This window comes from Thalassotalea algicola (assembly GCF_012932965.1).
GTDB classification, from domain to species: domain Bacteria; phylum Pseudomonadota; class Gammaproteobacteria; order Enterobacterales; family Alteromonadaceae; genus Thalassotalea_F; species Thalassotalea_F algicola.
In genome coordinates, this window is record NZ_JABBXH010000003.1 from 413,810 (window position 1) to 429,702 (window position 15,893).

Below are 15,893 nucleotides of genomic sequence, written 5' to 3' on the forward strand. Positions count from 1 at the left end.
CTCGCACTATTTTGTCCTTTTTAATAAGCCTAGTGTTTGTCTTTATTGCTGTCAAAATTAGAATGGTTAACGATTATTAAAAAGTTGCTTTCATGACGAGTTGGTTAGTCTAAACGTCGTTATTTATCTGACCAAACGGCTAGTTCATTGTTACAAGGGTCGGTAAAGTGAAATCTTCGACCACCAGGAAATTCAAAAACTGGCTTGATAATATTACCGCCAGCACTTTCGATAGCGTGTTGTGTTGTTGCTAGATTGTCACTGTAAAAGACTATTAGTACACCACCTTTTGCTTGACTAGATGCGGCGTCAGCTTGATAAAAGCCACCGTCGATAGTATCGCCGGAAAATGCAGTATATTCAGGGCCGTAGTCGGTAAATTGCCAATTAAAAACAGTCTGATAAAAATTTTTCACTGCAGGTAAATTACTAGCAGCAAGTTCTAAATAGTTTATTTTGGCCATATGTAGCTCTATGTCTCATAAAGTTCTAGTGGTAAGTTATCGGGATCTGCAAAGAAGGTATAGCGTTTTTGAGTAAATTCATCAATGCGAATAGGCTCTACAGCAATGTCATGGCTAACCAAGTGTTCAACGGCAGCGTCGACATTAGTTACTTTAAAAGCAAGGTGCCTTAACCCTCTTGCTTCAGGATAACTTGGTCTTTCAGGCCGATTAGGGAATGAGAACAGTTCAATTTGACCACCGCACGGTAACGCGAGATCTAGCTTGTATGAGTTTTGCTCTTCTCGGTAATTTTCAGCAATAACTTTCAAGCCTAAGACTTTGTGGTAGAAGTTTTTAGAACACTGATAGTCGCTGCAAATTATCGCAACATGATGTATCCCTTGTAGCAAATTCATTTATCCATGATGAGTGGTTGAATATTAATTGGGCTTCACTTCACTTGAACATTCATCAACAATATTCATTTGATTAAATCCTTTCACCTGCATGCAAGCGACTTTTAAACCATTGTTATTGTTAACTTCAATATCACTAACCGCATTTAACTGTTCGCCTGTTAAGTGAAATTGAAAATGATGATGCGGTTTAAAAAACATCATTTGATAAGCGCCTTGCAACCAATCGTATTCAATCTGATAGCTGCCTAATGCCGCAGCAACATCAACTCGTTCGACAAGTTCAGATTTAGCGTAATTAAACGCTTGGTAGGTGGCGTAACCTCTAAAAGCAACAACAGACAATATTACTGCAATTATGGCTAACCATAACTTAGTCATGCTCATGCAACCTCCTGATTTTTATTTTTATATTTATTTTCGATTGCAAATTCATATTAAGAGTAATCTTTAATCAAGGTCAAGCGCTGAGTTTAGTTATTGCCATTTATCAATTCTATCCAGAGCGCTTATCGTTAAGGTTTAGGCTTATAACAATAAGCTGAAGACAACTTAGGAGTGAGCCATGACCACCGTCGTTGTGCTATTTAATTTAAAAGCAGGCGCAGACCAAGCTGCTTATCAAAACTGGGCAAAAGAAACGGATATACCAACCGCGGGGGGCTTGCCTTCAGTTGACGTATTTGAAGTGCTAAAAATAGAAGGCTTATTGATGTCCGAAGAAAAACCACCTTACCAGTATATTGAAATATTAAAAATTAACGATATGGAACAGTTTGGCAAAGACGTTAGTAGCGACATAATGCAAAAAGTCGCCAGTGAATTCCAAGCATTCGCTGACAACCCTCTATTTGTTATGACATCCAAGTTATAGAGGTGATTATGTCTCAATCTACTCACAATCAATATCCTGAACTAAACGGCAAAGTAGCGGTTATTACTGGTGCTGGTCGCCATGAAGGTTTGGGTGAAGCTATGGCTAAACGCTTAGCAAGTGAAGGCTGCAAAGTGGTAATTACTGATATAGGCCAAGCACAAGGCGCTCACATGCCGAAATCCGCTATCGGTACCTCTGATGAGATGCAGCAAATTGTTGCAGAAATTAAGGCGGCAGGTGGTGAAGCCGCTAGTTTTGTTTGCAATGTGTTAGATGCAGAGCAAGTAAAAGCGGCTGCGCAGTTTGCTGTTGATACCTACGGTAGTTTAGACATTTGGGTGAATAATGCCGGAATTGGTTATTTAATGAAGCCAATTCTAGAGATGGATGTCGAAGAGTGGGACTCGGTATTAAATGTAAACCTGCGGGGCACATTCTACGGTATTAAGTTTGCTGCCGAGCAAATGGTTAAGCTTGGTAATGGTGGCAAAATTATCAATATTGGCTCTCAGGCGTCCAAGTCTGCTTTTGCTCATGCTTCGGCCTATACTACTTCAAAACATGGCATGAACGGTTTAACTCGCACTGCTGCATTAGAGCTGGGCTCAGAAAAAATCAATGTTAACCAGATTTGTCCTAACCATGTAACGACAGGTTTAGGGGCTTGGCAAAATGCTCACTTTTCTGATGTGACCGGTAAAGGCCACGAAAAATATATGGAAGAAATGCGTAATCGTATTCCACTTGGGCGCCCTGGTTTACAGGAAGATATTGCTAAAGCATGTGCCTTTCTATGTTCGGATCAGGCTTCCTATATTACAGGCGAAACGATGAATGTCTCTGGTGGGGAAGAATATCACTAAATTGATTTATATGGGCTATTAGGCTTTCTAGCTTTGTCGAGAATGCTCACATATATTTGTATGTTGCGGCTTATCTCCTCGCTATAAAACCTATTAGCCATCTTATAAACCCAACTTAGTTCTCAAAATAAATAAGTTTGTTGAAAAAATTATGTCGAAAAATTATCAATGGCCAAAGAATGCGCGACTTGCGATGTCAGTTGTGGTGAATGTCGAAGAAGGCTCTGAGTATACGGTTAAAGATGGTGACAAAGGTATGGAGCCGGTTGACGAGCTGCATGTGCATTTGAAAAAACCGATGCGTAACTACGGCAATGAATCGAATTATCAATACGGTATCAACGAAGGTGGTCCGCGCATCATTAAGTTATTAGATAAATTTGATATTCGTTGTACTTGGACTGCCGCAGCGCTTTCCTTAGAACGTGCGCCGTATTTGGCTGAAGCCATTCGTCGCCGTGGTGATGAACCTTGTTCTCATGGTCATCGTTGGGTGCATCAATTTAGAATGGATGAAGCACAAGAGCGTCAATTTATCCGTGAAGCAGTTACTAGCATTGAAAAAACCACTGGCACTCGCCCATATGGTTGGTTATCTCGCTACCTACATACCGAGCATACGCGCCGATTGCTTCAGGAAGAAGGTTTTCTATATCACATGGATGATTACAGTGCTGATGCGCCATTTTGGGATTCAGTTAATGGTAGTGACGAACCTATGGTGATTGTGCCGTATGCTCTTGATTCCAATGATATGAAGATGTGGGTAGCACCGAGTTACACGCCAGAAGCTTGGTTAAAATATGCCAAAGATACCTTCGATGTACTTTATGAGGAAGGTGCAGAGCAACCTCGCATGATGAGTGTAGGGTTACATCTACGCATTATTGGTCGACCTGGACGAATCTGGGCTTTAGAAGAATTTTTTAATTATATCAGCAAGAAAGACGATATTTGGTTTGCAACTAGGCAAGATATAGCACTACATTTTAAAGAACACGTTTCTGCGACCTAATGAGAATTTAAATGTCTATATCCCCAAATAAGTTAATTCGTTCACTTCTTTTTGTGCCTGGTTCAAAACCTGACCGCTTTGCTAAGGCAGATGCAGCAGGAGCTGATCTTATCTGTATTGATTTAGAAGATGCTGTGCTACCAGAAGATAAAGACTGTGCTCGACAAGCAGTCGTTAACTATATCAATGACACCAATCGAGAGGTATGCGTGCGCATAAATCCGATTGATTCTTGGTTGGGTCAACAAGACTTAGTGGCAATCGCCAAAGCAAAACCAGCTTACATAATGTTGGCCAAATGTGGCTCTGCTGAACAAATTAGTATGGCCGCTAAAGCGTGTAGCCCTAAAACAAAACTTATTGGCCTAATTGAAACGATTGAAGGGTTGGAACAAGCTTTTCAAATTGCCACCGGCTCAGACAAAGTCGCTGCTTTGATGTTTGGCGGCGCTGACATGTCGGCGGAGCTGCGCTGCGACTTTAGCTATCAACCATTGTTATTTGCTCGTAGTCAACTAGTCATGGCTGCTGCAAAAGCGGGCGTAGATGTTTTAGACGTACCTTTTGTTGATATTAAAAATGAAGCAGGGTTAATCGAAGAGACCAATCAAATTAGGCTGCTTGGCTTTACAGGCAAGGCAGCCATCCATCCTATACAGGTGCAGGCGATTCATGATGGATTTACGCCAACCAATGAGCAATTAGCGTATGCAGAGTCTGTTATGGCTGCAGTTGATGGCCCTGATGCCGGTGTTGTCGTTGTCAATGGCCGAATGGTCGACCGCCCAATTATTCTAGCGTCTGAGCGCGTATTAGCGTTGGCTCAGGCTGCTCAACACTGTAGTTAAGAGAGAAAAACATGGTACAAAGTGCAAAAAAAGTAGGTGAAAACCGTTATAGAGAAACTTTTGGTCGTTATTTCGAGCAATTTCACGTTGGTGATATCTACGAACATCGTCCAGGTAAAACCATTACCGAGTATGACAACCACTTATTTACACTGATGACCATGAATACGCATCCAATGCATTTTGATGATGAGTTCGCAAAGAAAAGTGAATTTGGCAAATGTATTGTCTGTTCACCACTAACCGTGGCGTTAATGGTAGGAATGAGCGTGACCGATTGTAGTCAAAAAGCAATTGCTAACCTAGGATGGGATGATATCCGTATGACCAAACCTTTGTTTGTTGGCGATACTCTATATGCAGAATCAGAAGTGTTGGATAAACGTGAGTCTAAATCTCGTCCTACTCAAGGTATTGTGACTATTAAGACTAAGGGCTTTAATCAAGATGGCGAGCAGGTTTGCCAATTCATTCGAAAAATGTTGATCGCGAAAGAGGGTCACGCAGTAGAAGATAAAATTGATTAGCTAATTGTACGAAATTCTTAATTGTTGAGGGGCTTGGTAACGTTAGTTGCCAAGCCCTTTTTGCTTAATATCAATCACAAAAATTGCAATTTCAGCCACTATCTACTCATAACTGAGTATTACCGGAGCTATTAATGTCTGAAGCTTATTCAAAAGAAGACGAGATCGCGATTTTAGATATGATCAACAAATGGGTTGATAACGAAGTACGTCCAATTGCCCAAACGTACGATCAAGCAGATAAATACCCATTTGAACTAGTCGAACAAATGAAAGAGTTGGGTTTGTTTGGTGCAACGATTAGCCAAGACTACGGCGGCATGGGTCTACCTGCGTCTATTTACGCAAAAATTGTGATTAAAGTTGCTTCCGCTTGGATGGCGCCAGGAGGCATATTTAATTCACATTTAATACAAGCTTCTGCTATTGAACGTTGTGGAACAGAAGAGCAAAAGTCTCGATTTTTACCACGCATGGTGACAGGTGAATTGCGTGGTGGCATTGCGCTTACAGAGCCAAATGCTGGTAGCGATTTGCAAGCCATTAAAACGGTTGCTATTCGTGATGGTGACGATTACATCATCAATGGCGCTAAAACTTGGATAACTAATTCATTAAATGGTAACTCACTAGCAGTCCTTGTTAAAACTGATACAGAAATTGAGCCTCGTCATAAAGGTACTTCTATGTTTTTAGTTGAAACCAAAGACGAAAATGGCGAATTCCTGCCAGGTATTGAAGTGATCAAAATGAAGAAGCTCGGCTATAAGGCGATAGATACCTGTGAGGTGGTATTTACAGATTTTAGAGTACCTGCTGAGAATCTTATTGGTGGTGTTGAAGGTAAAGGCTTTATTCAAGCAGTGGGAGGCTTAGAGCTAGGTCGCATAAATGTAGCTGCTCGAGGCGCTGGTATCGCGCAAGGTGCTATGGAACTTGCGGTGCGATATGCACAAGAACGAGAGACCTTTGGTAAAGCTATATGTAACCATCAAGCGATACAGCTAAAGTTAGGGGAAATGGCTTCTAAAGTAGAAGCATCACGTTTACTTATCGAGCAAGCTGCACTTAAGTATGATTCAGGAGAGCGCTGCGATATGGAAGCTGGTATGGCGAAGTATTTCTCATCTGAAACAGGGGTTTTCTGTGCCAATGAGGCGATGCGAATTTTTGGTGGGTATAGCTACAGTTGTGAATACGAAATTGAACGCTATTACCGTGACGCCATGCTGATGTGTATTGGTGAAGGTACGAACGAATTCCAGCGTATGATTATTGCTAAGCAGTTAATTGAGCGTAACAAAGTATAAATTTGTGCGCCATATTTGACGTTTTAGCTGCGTTATTGTTTGTTTCATTTTAGTCATGCACTGACGGTGTCCACCTAAAGCAGAAACCGCACAATGCCTTGCTCTAACAGCAACTATTTAGCGCAATGTACTTCTTTAATTACTTGGCTTAAAAGAACTAAATTTATTGGATGTAAAATGACAAACTCACTACCACTTAAAGGCATTCGAATTATTGCTGTTGAACAATATGGCGCTGGTCCATATGGCTCTATGTATCTAGCTGATATGGGCGCGGAAGTAATCAAAATAGAAAACCCAAAAATTGGTGGCGATGTCTCTCGTCAAACAGGGCCATTTTTCTTAGGAGAAAACGATAGCTACTTTTTCCAAACCTTTAATTTAAATAAGAAAAGTATCACGTTGAATTTGAAGTCAGAAGAAGGACGAGCGGTTTTTGAAAAGCTAGTTAAAACGGCTGATGCGGTAACAAATAATTTACGTGGTGATCAACCTGAAAAACTAGGCATTACTTATGAGGCGTTAAAGCACATTAACCCTAAAATTGTCTGTGGCCACCTATCGGCCTATGGCCGAGATAACGATCGTGCGTCATGGCCAGGCTATGATTATTTAATGCAAGCAGAAGCGGGACTAATGAGCTTAACGGGTGAGCCGGGTCAAGCGCCAGCTCGATTCGGGGTGTCTATGGTCGACTTTATGACAGGTGCAGTCGCATCACTTGGCTTAACTGCCGCTTTGCTCGGTGCGCACCGCTCAGGTGTCGGCTCTGATGTAGATGTATCACTATTTGATGTTGCACTGCATCAGCTATCTTACCCTGCGACTTGGTATCTAAATCAAGGGCATGTAGTGGAACGCGTTGCTCGTTCAGCACACCCGGCTACTGTGCCATGTCAGCTTTATAAAACACAAGATAGCTTTGTATTTTTAATGGCAATGACTGATAAATTTTGGCAAGTGTTGATGGATATACTTGATGACGAAGTGTTAAAAGCGCAGCGGTTTGCAAAAGTGGCAGATCGTCGTGAAAACAGAGACTTGCTAACGCAGGAAATTGATCGCGTACTTGGCAAGCATCCGACAGCATATTGGCTTGAAGTACTCAAAGGGAAAATTCCTTGCGCACCGGTTTACGACTTACCACAGGCAATGAACAATCCTTATATACGCGATACGGGGATGGTGCAAAAAGTACCGCACCCTCACAATGCCGATATGGAAATATTAGCTAATCCAATCAAAGTTAACGGTCAGCGATTGGTTGGTAAAGCGTCGGTTACTATGGGTGAAAATACTCAGGAGTTACTGTCAGAATTAGGCTATGACGAGCAAGCTATTGCAGGTTTAAAGCAGCGTCAGGCTATCTAGGAGTTAATAATGAAGCTTGAGGGACTAAAAGTACTCGATTTGTCAATGTTTCTACCTGGTCCTCATTTTACCATGATGATGGCTGATCATGGTGCAGAAGTCATTGCACTTGAGCCTCCTGGCGGTGAACCAGTGCGTCAAGTTGGCTTAAAGCAAGATGAGCATACAGTTTGGTTTCGAAACGTTTTTAGAGGTAAGAAAAGTATTAATTTAAATCTTAAATCGGAGGCCGGGAAAAAGGCGTTTTTTGAACTGATTAAGACGGTTGATGTCATCGTTGAAGCATTTCGTCCTGGTGTTGTTGAACGTTTAGGAATTGACTACAAAGCAGTTTCAGACGTTAATCCTCATATTGTGTATTGCTCAATTTCTGCTTATGGGCAAACCGGTGAAAAACGTTTAAATCCCGCACATGATTTAAGTATCCAAGCCGACTCTGGCTCAGTATTTATCAATGAAGGTTTAGATGGAAAGCCAGCCCAACCAGCAATGCCGGTTGCTGATATGGCAGGAAGCTTAATGGCATTTTCGGGTATTTTAATGGCGCTCTATCGCCGTAACGAGACGGGCAGAGGGGATTACTTAGATATTTCAATGCAAGACTCCTTAATTGCTTGGTACGCTAACGTGATGGGGCCGCCATTTGCAGAAAACAGACCACCAGTGCCCAAACAAGAACGCAGTTGGGGTGGGACAGCGATGTACAATGTGTATCAAACGTCTGATGACAAATATTTAACGCTTGGTGGCAGTGAACTAAAGTTTGCTGCAAACCTGTTAATAGCTCTTGGTCGTGAAGACTTAATTGAGTTATGTAAACAGCCGCCAGGTGAGGCTCAAGAGCCAGTAAAATTATTTTTTAAAGAGACATTTAAAACTAAAACGTTGGCGTATTGGACATCATTATTAGCAGAGGTTGATGTATGTTGGTCTCCTGTTAGAGAGTTAAATGAAGCAATTCGAGAGCCTCATTTAAAAGAGCGTGAGATGATAATTAAAGATGAAGATGGCAATTATCACTTAGGGGCACCGATAAAATATGCTCAAGAACCAGCACAACTTGATTTTTCATTGCCTAGATTTAGCCAGCATACCGAACAGGTATTGGCTAAGATAGGTTTTAGCGAACAAGATATTGCGACAATGAAAAAAGACAAAGCGTTTTTATAACGCTTTAGTGTTTCTCAATTGATTAGTAGATAGGGAATGCCGACAACATTTCCATTGCTTTTTCATTACAGTAATCAAGCGCGTCGTCTACATCTTTCATGGATAAACCTAAATCTTCTAATAAATGTTGTCCGACGATGTTCTTTTTGGAATAAAGGCCAGGGTGTGCATTATAGACCGCAAGTCGTGAGCCAATATAAAGCAGATTGCTAGCAGCATCTAACTCCTTTTGAAAGGCCAAATTAAATTTAGAAATGGGCTCAACTATATTGTCTGGTAGGTTCCAAAGTTGAAGTAATTCTGCACTGCAATCGGCAAAGGTAAAACCAAAGACATCTTGCTGCCTTTGCCATGGTGTTTCTTTGGAGTCATATTGCTCACAATATTTTACTTCTTTGGGCGCATTATGAATTAGTGCTAGTGCGCCAAGGTTATGAAACAGTCCAGACAAAAATATGGTGTCGGTATTAGCAATTTTTTTACGTCGCGCAAGAAATTGACAAATTAACGCGCAATCAACGCTAATTTCCCAGAATTTATCCATATCAGCTATTTGTGGATCTAGGCCAGAAAAAGCGGCAGTAACCCCATAGGCATTAACTAACTTTTGAACTTCTTTGAGGCCAAGCAATAAGAGTGCTTTTTGGATGTTATCTACTTGCTTAGGAAAGTTAAACATAGCGCTGTTAGCTATTTTCAATAGGCTAGAAGCTATTGCAGGCTCCATAATAATGATTTCGGCTAAATCATCTAAGGTGCACTCATCTTGCGCTAACATATCAGTTAGTTTGGTGTATATATCAGGCAAAACACAAAGCTCTTGTGCTTGTTGTGCATAATCTGAAGGAGATTGCGGCATAACGACTACTTCCAGCAAAAAGATTAAATCCTATTCCTTTTAATATGGGACATGTTAGTTTTTTCGTCAAACTTAAACGCAATGAATAGGCAGTTAATCAAAACTTAGCTAGAATATCGGCTGTTTTATTAGTGAGATTTTCCCTTTATGTCTGGCCCTGTTAATTATTCACATACTTTTAAGTTAGATAGAGCATTGCTAAATGAATGCTTTGAACAATCAATGGACCAGCCGGTTACTTGGTTTAACTACCGCAAAGCCTTAGTATTTGTTTTTATCGGTATGGCGTTACTAATGGCTACTGAGGTTGACGGGTATTTAGCGAGTTTTATTGTTGGCTTAGGCGTTGTTGAAGCGTTAAGCGTAAAGTATCAACAAGCTTGGTGGGTGACTCGTCAGCTGTTTGGGCGCAGTGGCAATAGTGACGTCACTGTGGGGGTAGATATTAACGGTGTACATATTAACTCTGCTTATGTGTCGCAATCGTTTGTTTGGCAAGATATAGATGAAATTATAGAGACAAAAAAGGGGCTGCTTTTGATGAGTAAAGGCATTAAACATTACCTGTCGGCAAGTGTATTGTCTGACGAAGCGCAACAATTTATGCTAGCTCAAACAAGCCACCAGACTGATAACTAAAACTAATAATTAAATCCCATAATAAATAATGACTAGTGATTAACTACCAATGTATAAACCCTTTTTGAGTCAGTATTAACGTGTCGCATAATCTAAAGCTGCCCCAAATCATCACTAAGCCAAAATTTTACCTGCCTTTTGTTGTTTGTTGGTTATTGCTTATCTTCTTGTCGCCACTACCAGTAGCGCAACTTTTTGATTACTTAATATTTTCATTACTTGGTGTGCTGGGAGCGATATTCGCGAATTCTACCGGTGCTGGCGGTGGTGTTATATTTATTCCTATGTTTAATCAGCTGGAATTTACTGAAGCACAAGCTATTGCCACCAGCTTTGGTATTCAATGTTTTGGTATGACAGCTGGTGCTATCACTTGGTGGCAGCATTACCACGTTGATAAAAGAGAGTTAAGACTGTGGCAAGGTTTTAAACGAATTGTTTCAGTTACTACATGTGCAGGAATTATCGGTATTTGGTTTACCTATGGTGGAAATATTTCATCTCCAGCCTCTTTACATCAAAGTTTTAGTTGGTTTTCGCTAATACTTGGTGCCTTTATTATTAGTTCGGTTTATTTTATTAAGCCTAAGCGAGAATCCAGTCAAATTGCTTGGTTTGATTATTTAGCGCTTATTTTGATTGGTTTATTGGGTGGTGCAATCACTGCGTGGTTATCTGTTGGTATTGGTGAAATTTTGGCTATATACCTGATCTTAAGGCGGTTCGATGTCACTATGGCAGTTGCAGCAGCAGTGGTGGTATCGGCTTTTACTGTTTGGTCTGCAATTGCACAGCATACAATCGTAAGTTTTTCGGTGTATTGGCAAGTCGTGATATTTGCAGGACCTGGGGCCGTACTCGGTGGGATTTTAGCTAAGTCTTTAGTGACTTACTTATCGGCAAGGCGACTCAAACTATTTTTTGCTTTTTGGTTACTAATGATAGGCATTGTTGGAATTTAAATGAGAATTATTCTCAAAAACCTTGACATGATTTAGGCAGTTAATTACTCTTTCGCAACATAACAATTAAGGTCAATACAATAATAGTATAAAGGCTTAGTATGATTAAAAAAATTATTGGAATTTCGGCATTAATTGCCACTAGTTTTTCAACATTTGCCAGTGAAGTGAATGTTTATTCTTACCGTCAAGCGTTCTTAGTAGAGCCGCTTTTTAATGAATTTACCAAACAAACGGGTGTTAAGGTTAACGTTGTCTTTGCTAAGAAGGGTATGGCTGAACGTTTAGAACGTGAAGGTGAGCATAGCCCAGCAGACGTACTATTAACGACAGATATTAGCCGCCTAATTGAATTACAGGAAAAAAGCTTATTACAACCGGTAAATTCGGCAGTTTTAGAGCAAGCAATTCCGTCACAATTTCAAGCTGACGATAACACATGGTTTGGATTAACTACTCGTGTACGTAATATCTATTCAGCTAAAAGATTAGGTAATGTCGACATTAATTATGAAGATTTAGCTGACGTTAAATACAAAGGAAAAATTTGTACTCGCAGTGGTAAGCACCCATACAATGTTGCACTAGTTTCATCAATGATTGCAGAACATGGCGAAGCTAAAACTTTGGAGTGGTTGAAAGGGGTAAAAGCTAACTTAGCCAGAAAACCTCAAGGTAATGATCGCGGGCAAGTTCAAGCTATCCACCAAGGCTTATGCGATGTGTCGCTGGGTAATAGTTACTACTTTGGTAAGATGATAAACAACGACAAGCAAAAAGTCTGGGCTGATGGGGTAAATATTAACTTCCCTAATCAGGCTAACCGTGGTGCTCACGTTAATATCTCTGGTGTTGGTGTAGCTAAATACGCGCCGAATAAGTCTTCAGCGATTGCACTTATTGAGTTTTTAGCCTCTGAACAAGCACAACAAATGTATGCGGAGACGAATATGGAATACCCTGTGCGTGCTGGCGTTAAAAAATCGGAGCTAGTAGCGTCTTGGGGTGAATTTAAGTCGGATGCTTTGCCATTAGAAACTATTGCTAAGCACCGAAAGACGGCACTTAAACTGTTAGATCAGGCACAATTTGATCTGTGATATTTGGTCGTACGAATAAAATATGGCAGTCCTCTAGTTGGATAATAGCACTGGCGCTTCTAGCGCCAGTGCTCGTTATGCTTGCATCAAGTATCGGCCATTCCGGCGATACCTTTTCTCATTTATGGCAAACGGTTCTTCCTACCTACATCAGCAATACCATTTGGTTAACATTCGGTGTCGTCGCCCTTTCGCTACTTTTTGGTGTACCGGCGGCCTTGTTGGTTAGCCAAACTAATTTATATAGTGCAAAAGTGTTGCGCTGGGCTTTATTGTTACCGCTGGCTATGCCTGGTTATTTAGTGGCTTACCTCTATACCGATTTGTTTGACTATGCAGGGCCTGTTCAGCGTTTATTGCGAGAATTATTTGGTTGGCAATCACCGAGTGACTATTGGTTTTTCGATATTCGCACCTTATCAGGGGCGACTGTGATTCTAGCGTTGGTATTGTTTCCTTATGTATACATGCTAGGCCGAACGGCATTAGAGCAACAGGATAAAAGCCTACTTCGCGCCGGGCGTACGTTAGGTTTAACTGCAAGACAAAGTTTAATCAAAATCGCCTTACCTTTAGCTAGACCGGCAATAATGGTTGCTGCCAGTTTGGTGATGATGGAGACCATCGCTGATTTTGCAACGGTGCAATATTTTGCTGTTAATACTTTAACAACTGCTATTTATGATACTTGGCTTGGCTATAGTGACATGGCAGCGGCAAATGCGTTAGCAAGTGTCTTGTTGCTTTTTGTTTTATTTGCTGTGGTCGCTGAACAAAAAAGTCGTGCTGGACAACGACATCAGTCAGTAAGGCCTAATACATCTAATGATAAGTTAGTACTTACTCGTATGCAGCAGCTGTTGGCTGTCAGTTTTTGTTGGGTGCTAGTAGTACTCGGTTTCGTATTACCTTTTGTGTTATTAGCCATTATGGCGATTGATTATGCGCAAATCGATCAACTAGCTAAACTTGGCGAAATTGGGTTAGCGACAATTGAAGTGTCGGCATATGCAGCAACAATAGCTGTAGTCATTTCATTAACTCTAGCGCTGTTAAATCGGTTTTACCCTGTACGTATAAATAGCTTGCCACTTCAAATTTCTGGCTTTGGATATGCTGTGCCAGGCACTGTTTTAGCAATGGCGTTAATGGCTAGTTTTGGTCCGCTTGATCATTGGTTAAATGATATTGCGGTAGCAATAAACATAGAAAAGCCAGGCTTAATATTGTCAGGTACAACGTTTGCTATTATTTTTGCCTTTGTTGTTCGCTTTGCGGCAATCGCTAACGGCACCGTAAATTCAGGTATAGCGAAGATCCCCCATTCAATTGATAAAGCACCAGCAAGTTTAGGCATTGGCTTATTAAGTACAATACGACAAGTGCATTTACCCTTATTGAAAAGTTCTATTTTAGTTGCCTGGCTGTTGGTTTTTGTTGAGGCAATGAAAGAGTTGCCTGCGGTTTTGTTATTACGACCTTTTAACTTTGAAACGCTCAGTACTTTTATCTATCAGCTAATTTCTGATGAACAGCTCGAGCAAGGCGCTATTGGTGCCATTTTTATTGTACTGTTTGGTTTAATACCAATTGTTTGGCTTAATAAAGATAATCAATCTAGCTAAGTGTTTGTTGAACTGCGCTTGCTAAGTTAAACTGCAAATCGATTTATCATTCTAACTAAAGAGTTTTACTAGTTGTGAGCCATGTATTAGCTGTCAATCAGCTTGACGTTACCTTAGATAACCAGTCGATATTGAATAACATTTCTTTTTCATTATCTCGAGGTGAAATATTAGGGCTAGTAGGGCCCAGTGGTTGCGGTAAAACAACGTTATTAAATACAATCGCAGGGTTTATTGCTCAGCAGTCTGGTGAGATTATTATTGATGGTACATCAATAGATGCGACTAACTTATTAGCTCCAGAAAAGCGTCACGTTGGTATGATCTTTCAAGATTATGCGCTGTTTCCTCATTTAACCGTTCGTCAGAATATTGCATTCGGACTTAAATCGCTGACTAAAGAGCAGAGAATCATCCGAGTTGATGATTTACTTGCGCTGTTAAAGCTAGAAGATTATTCAGAACGATTTCCACATCAATTATCTGGTGGCCAACAGCAGCGTGTCGCCATCGCAAGAGCAATTGCACCGCAGCCAAAATTGTTATTGCTTGATGAACCTTTTTCCAATATTGATGCGAGATTACGTCAAGCGTTAATGTTAGAGCTAAGGCAACTCTTAAAATCATTAGACATGACGGCAATCTTTGTGACTCATAATAAAGATGAAGTCTTTACCTTTGCCGATAAAATGGCAGTAATGTCGGCAGGCACTATATTGCAATTTGGCTCTCCTTCTATGCTTTGCCAGCAGCCTAATAGCTATCAAGTTGCAGACTTTCTTCAGTTAGGAAGCTGGTTACCTTGCAAGGTCGTTGAAGGTCAATTGATTACTTGTATTAGTCAATTTGAAATAAGCCTACCCCTTGAGCGCAGCCAATCATCCGCTTTACTTGTCAAACCACAACATTTAAGTATTGAAGCTAATACTAATAGCAAGCTGTGTGTCTCCAATATTAGCGTCACCGAACAGGGCTTTCATTACTTATTAACGAGTGAAAATGACCAAGACGATCTAGCCATTCATCAATTAAGTGTTTATTCAGAACAAGTTTTTACTTTAGGTGACAAAGTGGCTGTTGAGATAAAACCTCACGACTATTTGATCTTTGCCACTCCATAGTGAGCATAACCCACTTAAACACCTGTTTATATCCTCAGTGGTTCAAAATCTTTAAAAAATATAGGTATAAATTAATTTTTTTGGGTCATTGATCCACAAAACCCCACAGAATCATCAACTTCGCTTGATCGCCTAATTTTTCTGGCTTTTAGAGCGATCAAAATCACTATTCTTTGCTTGACATAACTTTACTTAACTCTCTAAACTGTACAAATGTGGGAAAAAGTGGGAAATAGTGGATCGAAGGTGTTAATTATCGATCACTTAACTAAAAAGTAAGGTTATGTTTAGAGGCACCAGCGCAATCACGCTAGATAGCAAAAAACGAATCACGATGCCAACTCGGTATCGCGAAGAGCTTGTTGCCGATTGCCAAGGAAAAATGGTGTGTACTGTTGATATTCAACATCCTTGTTTATTGCTTTATCCACTTCCTGAATGGGAAGAAATAGAATTGAAACTGTGTGGGTTATCGTCAATGAACCCGCAAGAACGTTTACTGCAGCAAGTGTTACTCGGCAATGCCTCCGATTGCGAGATGGACAAGAGTGGACGTTTATTGATCAATGGCCCGTTATGTCAGCACGCGTCTTTAGAAAAGAACGTGATGTTGGTGGGTCAACTAAAGAAATTTGAAATTTGGAGTGAAACGGCTTGGCAAACGCAAATGCAACAGGGTATTAGCAAGATCCAAGCAGGCGAAATCGAATTAACTGAACGATTACTTGATTTATCATTATAAAA

Annotated in this window: 18 protein-coding genes; 14 read left to right on the forward strand and 4 right to left on the reverse strand. The window is 40.6% G+C overall.

Annotated features, from left to right (window positions below; all coding sequences use genetic code 11):
- Positions 1-119: 119 nt before the first annotated feature.
- From HII17_RS10620 to HII17_RS10630, 3 genes are read right to left on the reverse strand one after another with little or no spacing between them, the layout of a single operon-like run.
- Positions 120-464, reverse strand: a complete 345-nt coding sequence (locus HII17_RS10620) for a VOC family protein (RefSeq protein ID WP_169075345.1) — start codon at positions 462-464, stop codon at positions 120-122.
- 8 nt (positions 465-472) lie between these two features.
- Positions 473-856 carry an SMU1112c/YaeR family gloxylase I-like metalloprotein gene (gene gloA2, locus HII17_RS10625; protein WP_169075604.1) on the reverse strand — a complete coding sequence of 128 codons (384 nt, stop codon included), beginning with the start codon at positions 854-856 and terminating at the stop codon, positions 473-475.
- Positions 857-886: 30 nt separating this feature from the next.
- The gene (locus tag HII17_RS10630; protein ID WP_169075346.1) at positions 887-1,249 is read right to left on the reverse strand and encodes a hypothetical protein; all 363 of its coding nucleotides are present in this window, start codon (positions 1,247-1,249) and stop codon (positions 887-889) included.
- Positions 1,250-1,427: 178 nt separating this feature from the next.
- On the opposite strand from HII17_RS10630, the gene HII17_RS10635 reads away from it, so the two are divergent.
- From HII17_RS10635 to HII17_RS10670, 8 genes are all read left to right on the forward strand, one after another.
- Positions 1,428-1,736: an REDY-like protein HapK gene (locus HII17_RS10635; RefSeq protein ID WP_169075347.1), complete on the forward strand. Its 309-nt coding sequence runs from the start codon at positions 1,428-1,430 to the stop codon at positions 1,734-1,736.
- An 8-nt stretch (positions 1,737-1,744) separates the two neighbouring features.
- Positions 1,745-2,602 (forward strand): SDR family NAD(P)-dependent oxidoreductase, encoded by an 858-nt coding sequence (locus tag HII17_RS10640; RefSeq protein WP_169075348.1) that lies wholly within the window; start codon positions 1,745-1,747, stop codon positions 2,600-2,602.
- 151 nt (positions 2,603-2,753) lie between these two features.
- On the forward strand, positions 2,754-3,617 hold the full coding sequence (locus HII17_RS10645) for a polysaccharide deacetylase family protein (RefSeq protein ID WP_169075349.1): 864 nt from the start codon (positions 2,754-2,756) through the stop codon (positions 3,615-3,617).
- 11 nt (positions 3,618-3,628) lie between these two features.
- The gene (locus tag HII17_RS10650) at positions 3,629-4,465 is read left to right on the forward strand and encodes an HpcH/HpaI aldolase/citrate lyase family protein (protein ID WP_169075350.1); all 837 of its coding nucleotides are present in this window, start codon (positions 3,629-3,631) and stop codon (positions 4,463-4,465) included.
- Positions 4,466-4,476: 11 nt separating this feature from the next.
- Positions 4,477-4,992 (forward strand): MaoC family dehydratase, encoded by a 516-nt coding sequence (locus HII17_RS10655; protein WP_169075351.1) that lies wholly within the window; start codon positions 4,477-4,479, stop codon positions 4,990-4,992.
- A gap of 134 nt (positions 4,993-5,126) precedes the next feature.
- Positions 5,127-6,302 carry an acyl-CoA dehydrogenase family protein gene (locus tag HII17_RS10660; RefSeq protein WP_169075352.1) on the forward strand — a complete coding sequence of 392 codons (1,176 nt, stop codon included), beginning with the start codon at positions 5,127-5,129 and terminating at the stop codon, positions 6,300-6,302.
- A 177-nt stretch (positions 6,303-6,479) separates the two neighbouring features.
- Positions 6,480-7,673: a CaiB/BaiF CoA transferase family protein gene (locus tag HII17_RS10665; RefSeq protein WP_169075353.1), complete on the forward strand. Its 1,194-nt coding sequence runs from the start codon at positions 6,480-6,482 to the stop codon at positions 7,671-7,673.
- 9 nt (positions 7,674-7,682) lie between these two features.
- Positions 7,683-8,843: a CaiB/BaiF CoA transferase family protein gene (locus tag HII17_RS10670; protein ID WP_169075354.1), complete on the forward strand. Its 1,161-nt coding sequence runs from the start codon at positions 7,683-7,685 to the stop codon at positions 8,841-8,843.
- Positions 8,844-8,865: 22 nt separating this feature from the next.
- Here HII17_RS10670 and HII17_RS10675 read toward each other — a convergent pair whose 3' ends face one another.
- Positions 8,866-9,702, reverse strand: a complete 837-nt coding sequence (locus HII17_RS10675; RefSeq protein WP_169075355.1) for an HDOD domain-containing protein — start codon at positions 9,700-9,702, stop codon at positions 8,866-8,868.
- 147 nt (positions 9,703-9,849) lie between these two features.
- Between HII17_RS10675 and HII17_RS10680 the strand changes: the two genes are divergently transcribed.
- From HII17_RS10680 to mraZ, 6 genes are all read left to right on the forward strand, one after another.
- A complete protein-coding gene (locus tag HII17_RS10680; RefSeq protein ID WP_169075356.1) occupies positions 9,850-10,341 on the forward strand; it encodes a YcxB family protein in 492 nt (163 codons plus the stop codon).
- An 80-nt stretch (positions 10,342-10,421) separates the two neighbouring features.
- Positions 10,422-11,303: a sulfite exporter TauE/SafE family protein gene (locus tag HII17_RS10685; RefSeq protein ID WP_169075357.1), complete on the forward strand. Its 882-nt coding sequence runs from the start codon at positions 10,422-10,424 to the stop codon at positions 11,301-11,303.
- Between the two features lie 101 nt (positions 11,304-11,404).
- Complete coding sequence (locus HII17_RS10690; protein WP_211185328.1) at positions 11,405-12,403, forward strand: Fe(3+) ABC transporter substrate-binding protein; 999 nt, start codon at positions 11,405-11,407, stop codon at positions 12,401-12,403.
- A complete protein-coding gene (locus tag HII17_RS10695) occupies positions 12,400-14,028 on the forward strand; it encodes an ABC transporter permease (protein ID WP_328824521.1) in 1,629 nt (542 codons plus the stop codon). Before HII17_RS10690 ends, HII17_RS10695 begins: the two co-directional genes overlap by 4 nt.
- Positions 14,029-14,102: 74 nt before the next feature.
- Positions 14,103-15,149 carry an ABC transporter ATP-binding protein gene (locus tag HII17_RS10700; protein WP_169075358.1) on the forward strand — a complete coding sequence of 349 codons (1,047 nt, stop codon included), beginning with the start codon at positions 14,103-14,105 and terminating at the stop codon, positions 15,147-15,149.
- Positions 15,150-15,432: 283 nt separating this feature from the next.
- Complete coding sequence (gene mraZ / locus HII17_RS10705) at positions 15,433-15,891, forward strand: division/cell wall cluster transcriptional repressor MraZ (protein ID WP_169075359.1); 459 nt, start codon at positions 15,433-15,435, stop codon at positions 15,889-15,891.
- Positions 15,892-15,893 lie beyond the last annotated feature (2 nt).

Coding starts and splice junctions, on each gene's coding strand:
- HII17_RS10680 (WP_169075356.1), top strand. CDS start 9,850: ATGTCTGGCCCTGTTAATTATTCACATACTTTTAAGTTAGATAGAGCA.
- HII17_RS10660 (WP_169075352.1), top strand. CDS start 5,127: ATGTCTGAAGCTTATTCAAAAGAAGACGAGATCGCGATTTTAGATATG.
- HII17_RS10630 (WP_169075346.1), bottom strand. CDS start 1,249: ATGAGCATGACTAAGTTATGGTTAGCCATAATTGCAGTAATATTGTCT.
- HII17_RS10655 (WP_169075351.1), top strand. CDS start 4,477: ATGGTACAAAGTGCAAAAAAAGTAGGTGAAAACCGTTATAGAGAAACT.
- mraZ (WP_169075359.1), top strand. CDS start 15,433: ATGTTTAGAGGCACCAGCGCAATCACGCTAGATAGCAAAAAACGAATC.
- HII17_RS10640 (WP_169075348.1), top strand. CDS start 1,745: ATGTCTCAATCTACTCACAATCAATATCCTGAACTAAACGGCAAAGTA.
- HII17_RS10670 (WP_169075354.1), top strand. CDS start 7,683: ATGAAGCTTGAGGGACTAAAAGTACTCGATTTGTCAATGTTTCTACCT.
- HII17_RS10635 (WP_169075347.1), top strand. CDS start 1,428: ATGACCACCGTCGTTGTGCTATTTAATTTAAAAGCAGGCGCAGACCAA.
- HII17_RS10675 (WP_169075355.1), bottom strand. CDS start 9,702: ATGCCGCAATCTCCTTCAGATTATGCACAACAAGCACAAGAGCTTTGT.
- HII17_RS10620 (WP_169075345.1), bottom strand. CDS start 464: ATGGCCAAAATAAACTATTTAGAACTTGCTGCTAGTAATTTACCTGCA.
- HII17_RS10665 (WP_169075353.1), top strand. CDS start 6,480: ATGACAAACTCACTACCACTTAAAGGCATTCGAATTATTGCTGTTGAA.
- HII17_RS10650 (WP_169075350.1), top strand. CDS start 3,629: ATGTCTATATCCCCAAATAAGTTAATTCGTTCACTTCTTTTTGTGCCT.
- HII17_RS10645 (WP_169075349.1), top strand. CDS start 2,754: ATGTCGAAAAATTATCAATGGCCAAAGAATGCGCGACTTGCGATGTCA.
- HII17_RS10690 (WP_211185328.1), top strand. CDS start 11,405: ATGATTAAAAAAATTATTGGAATTTCGGCATTAATTGCCACTAGTTTT.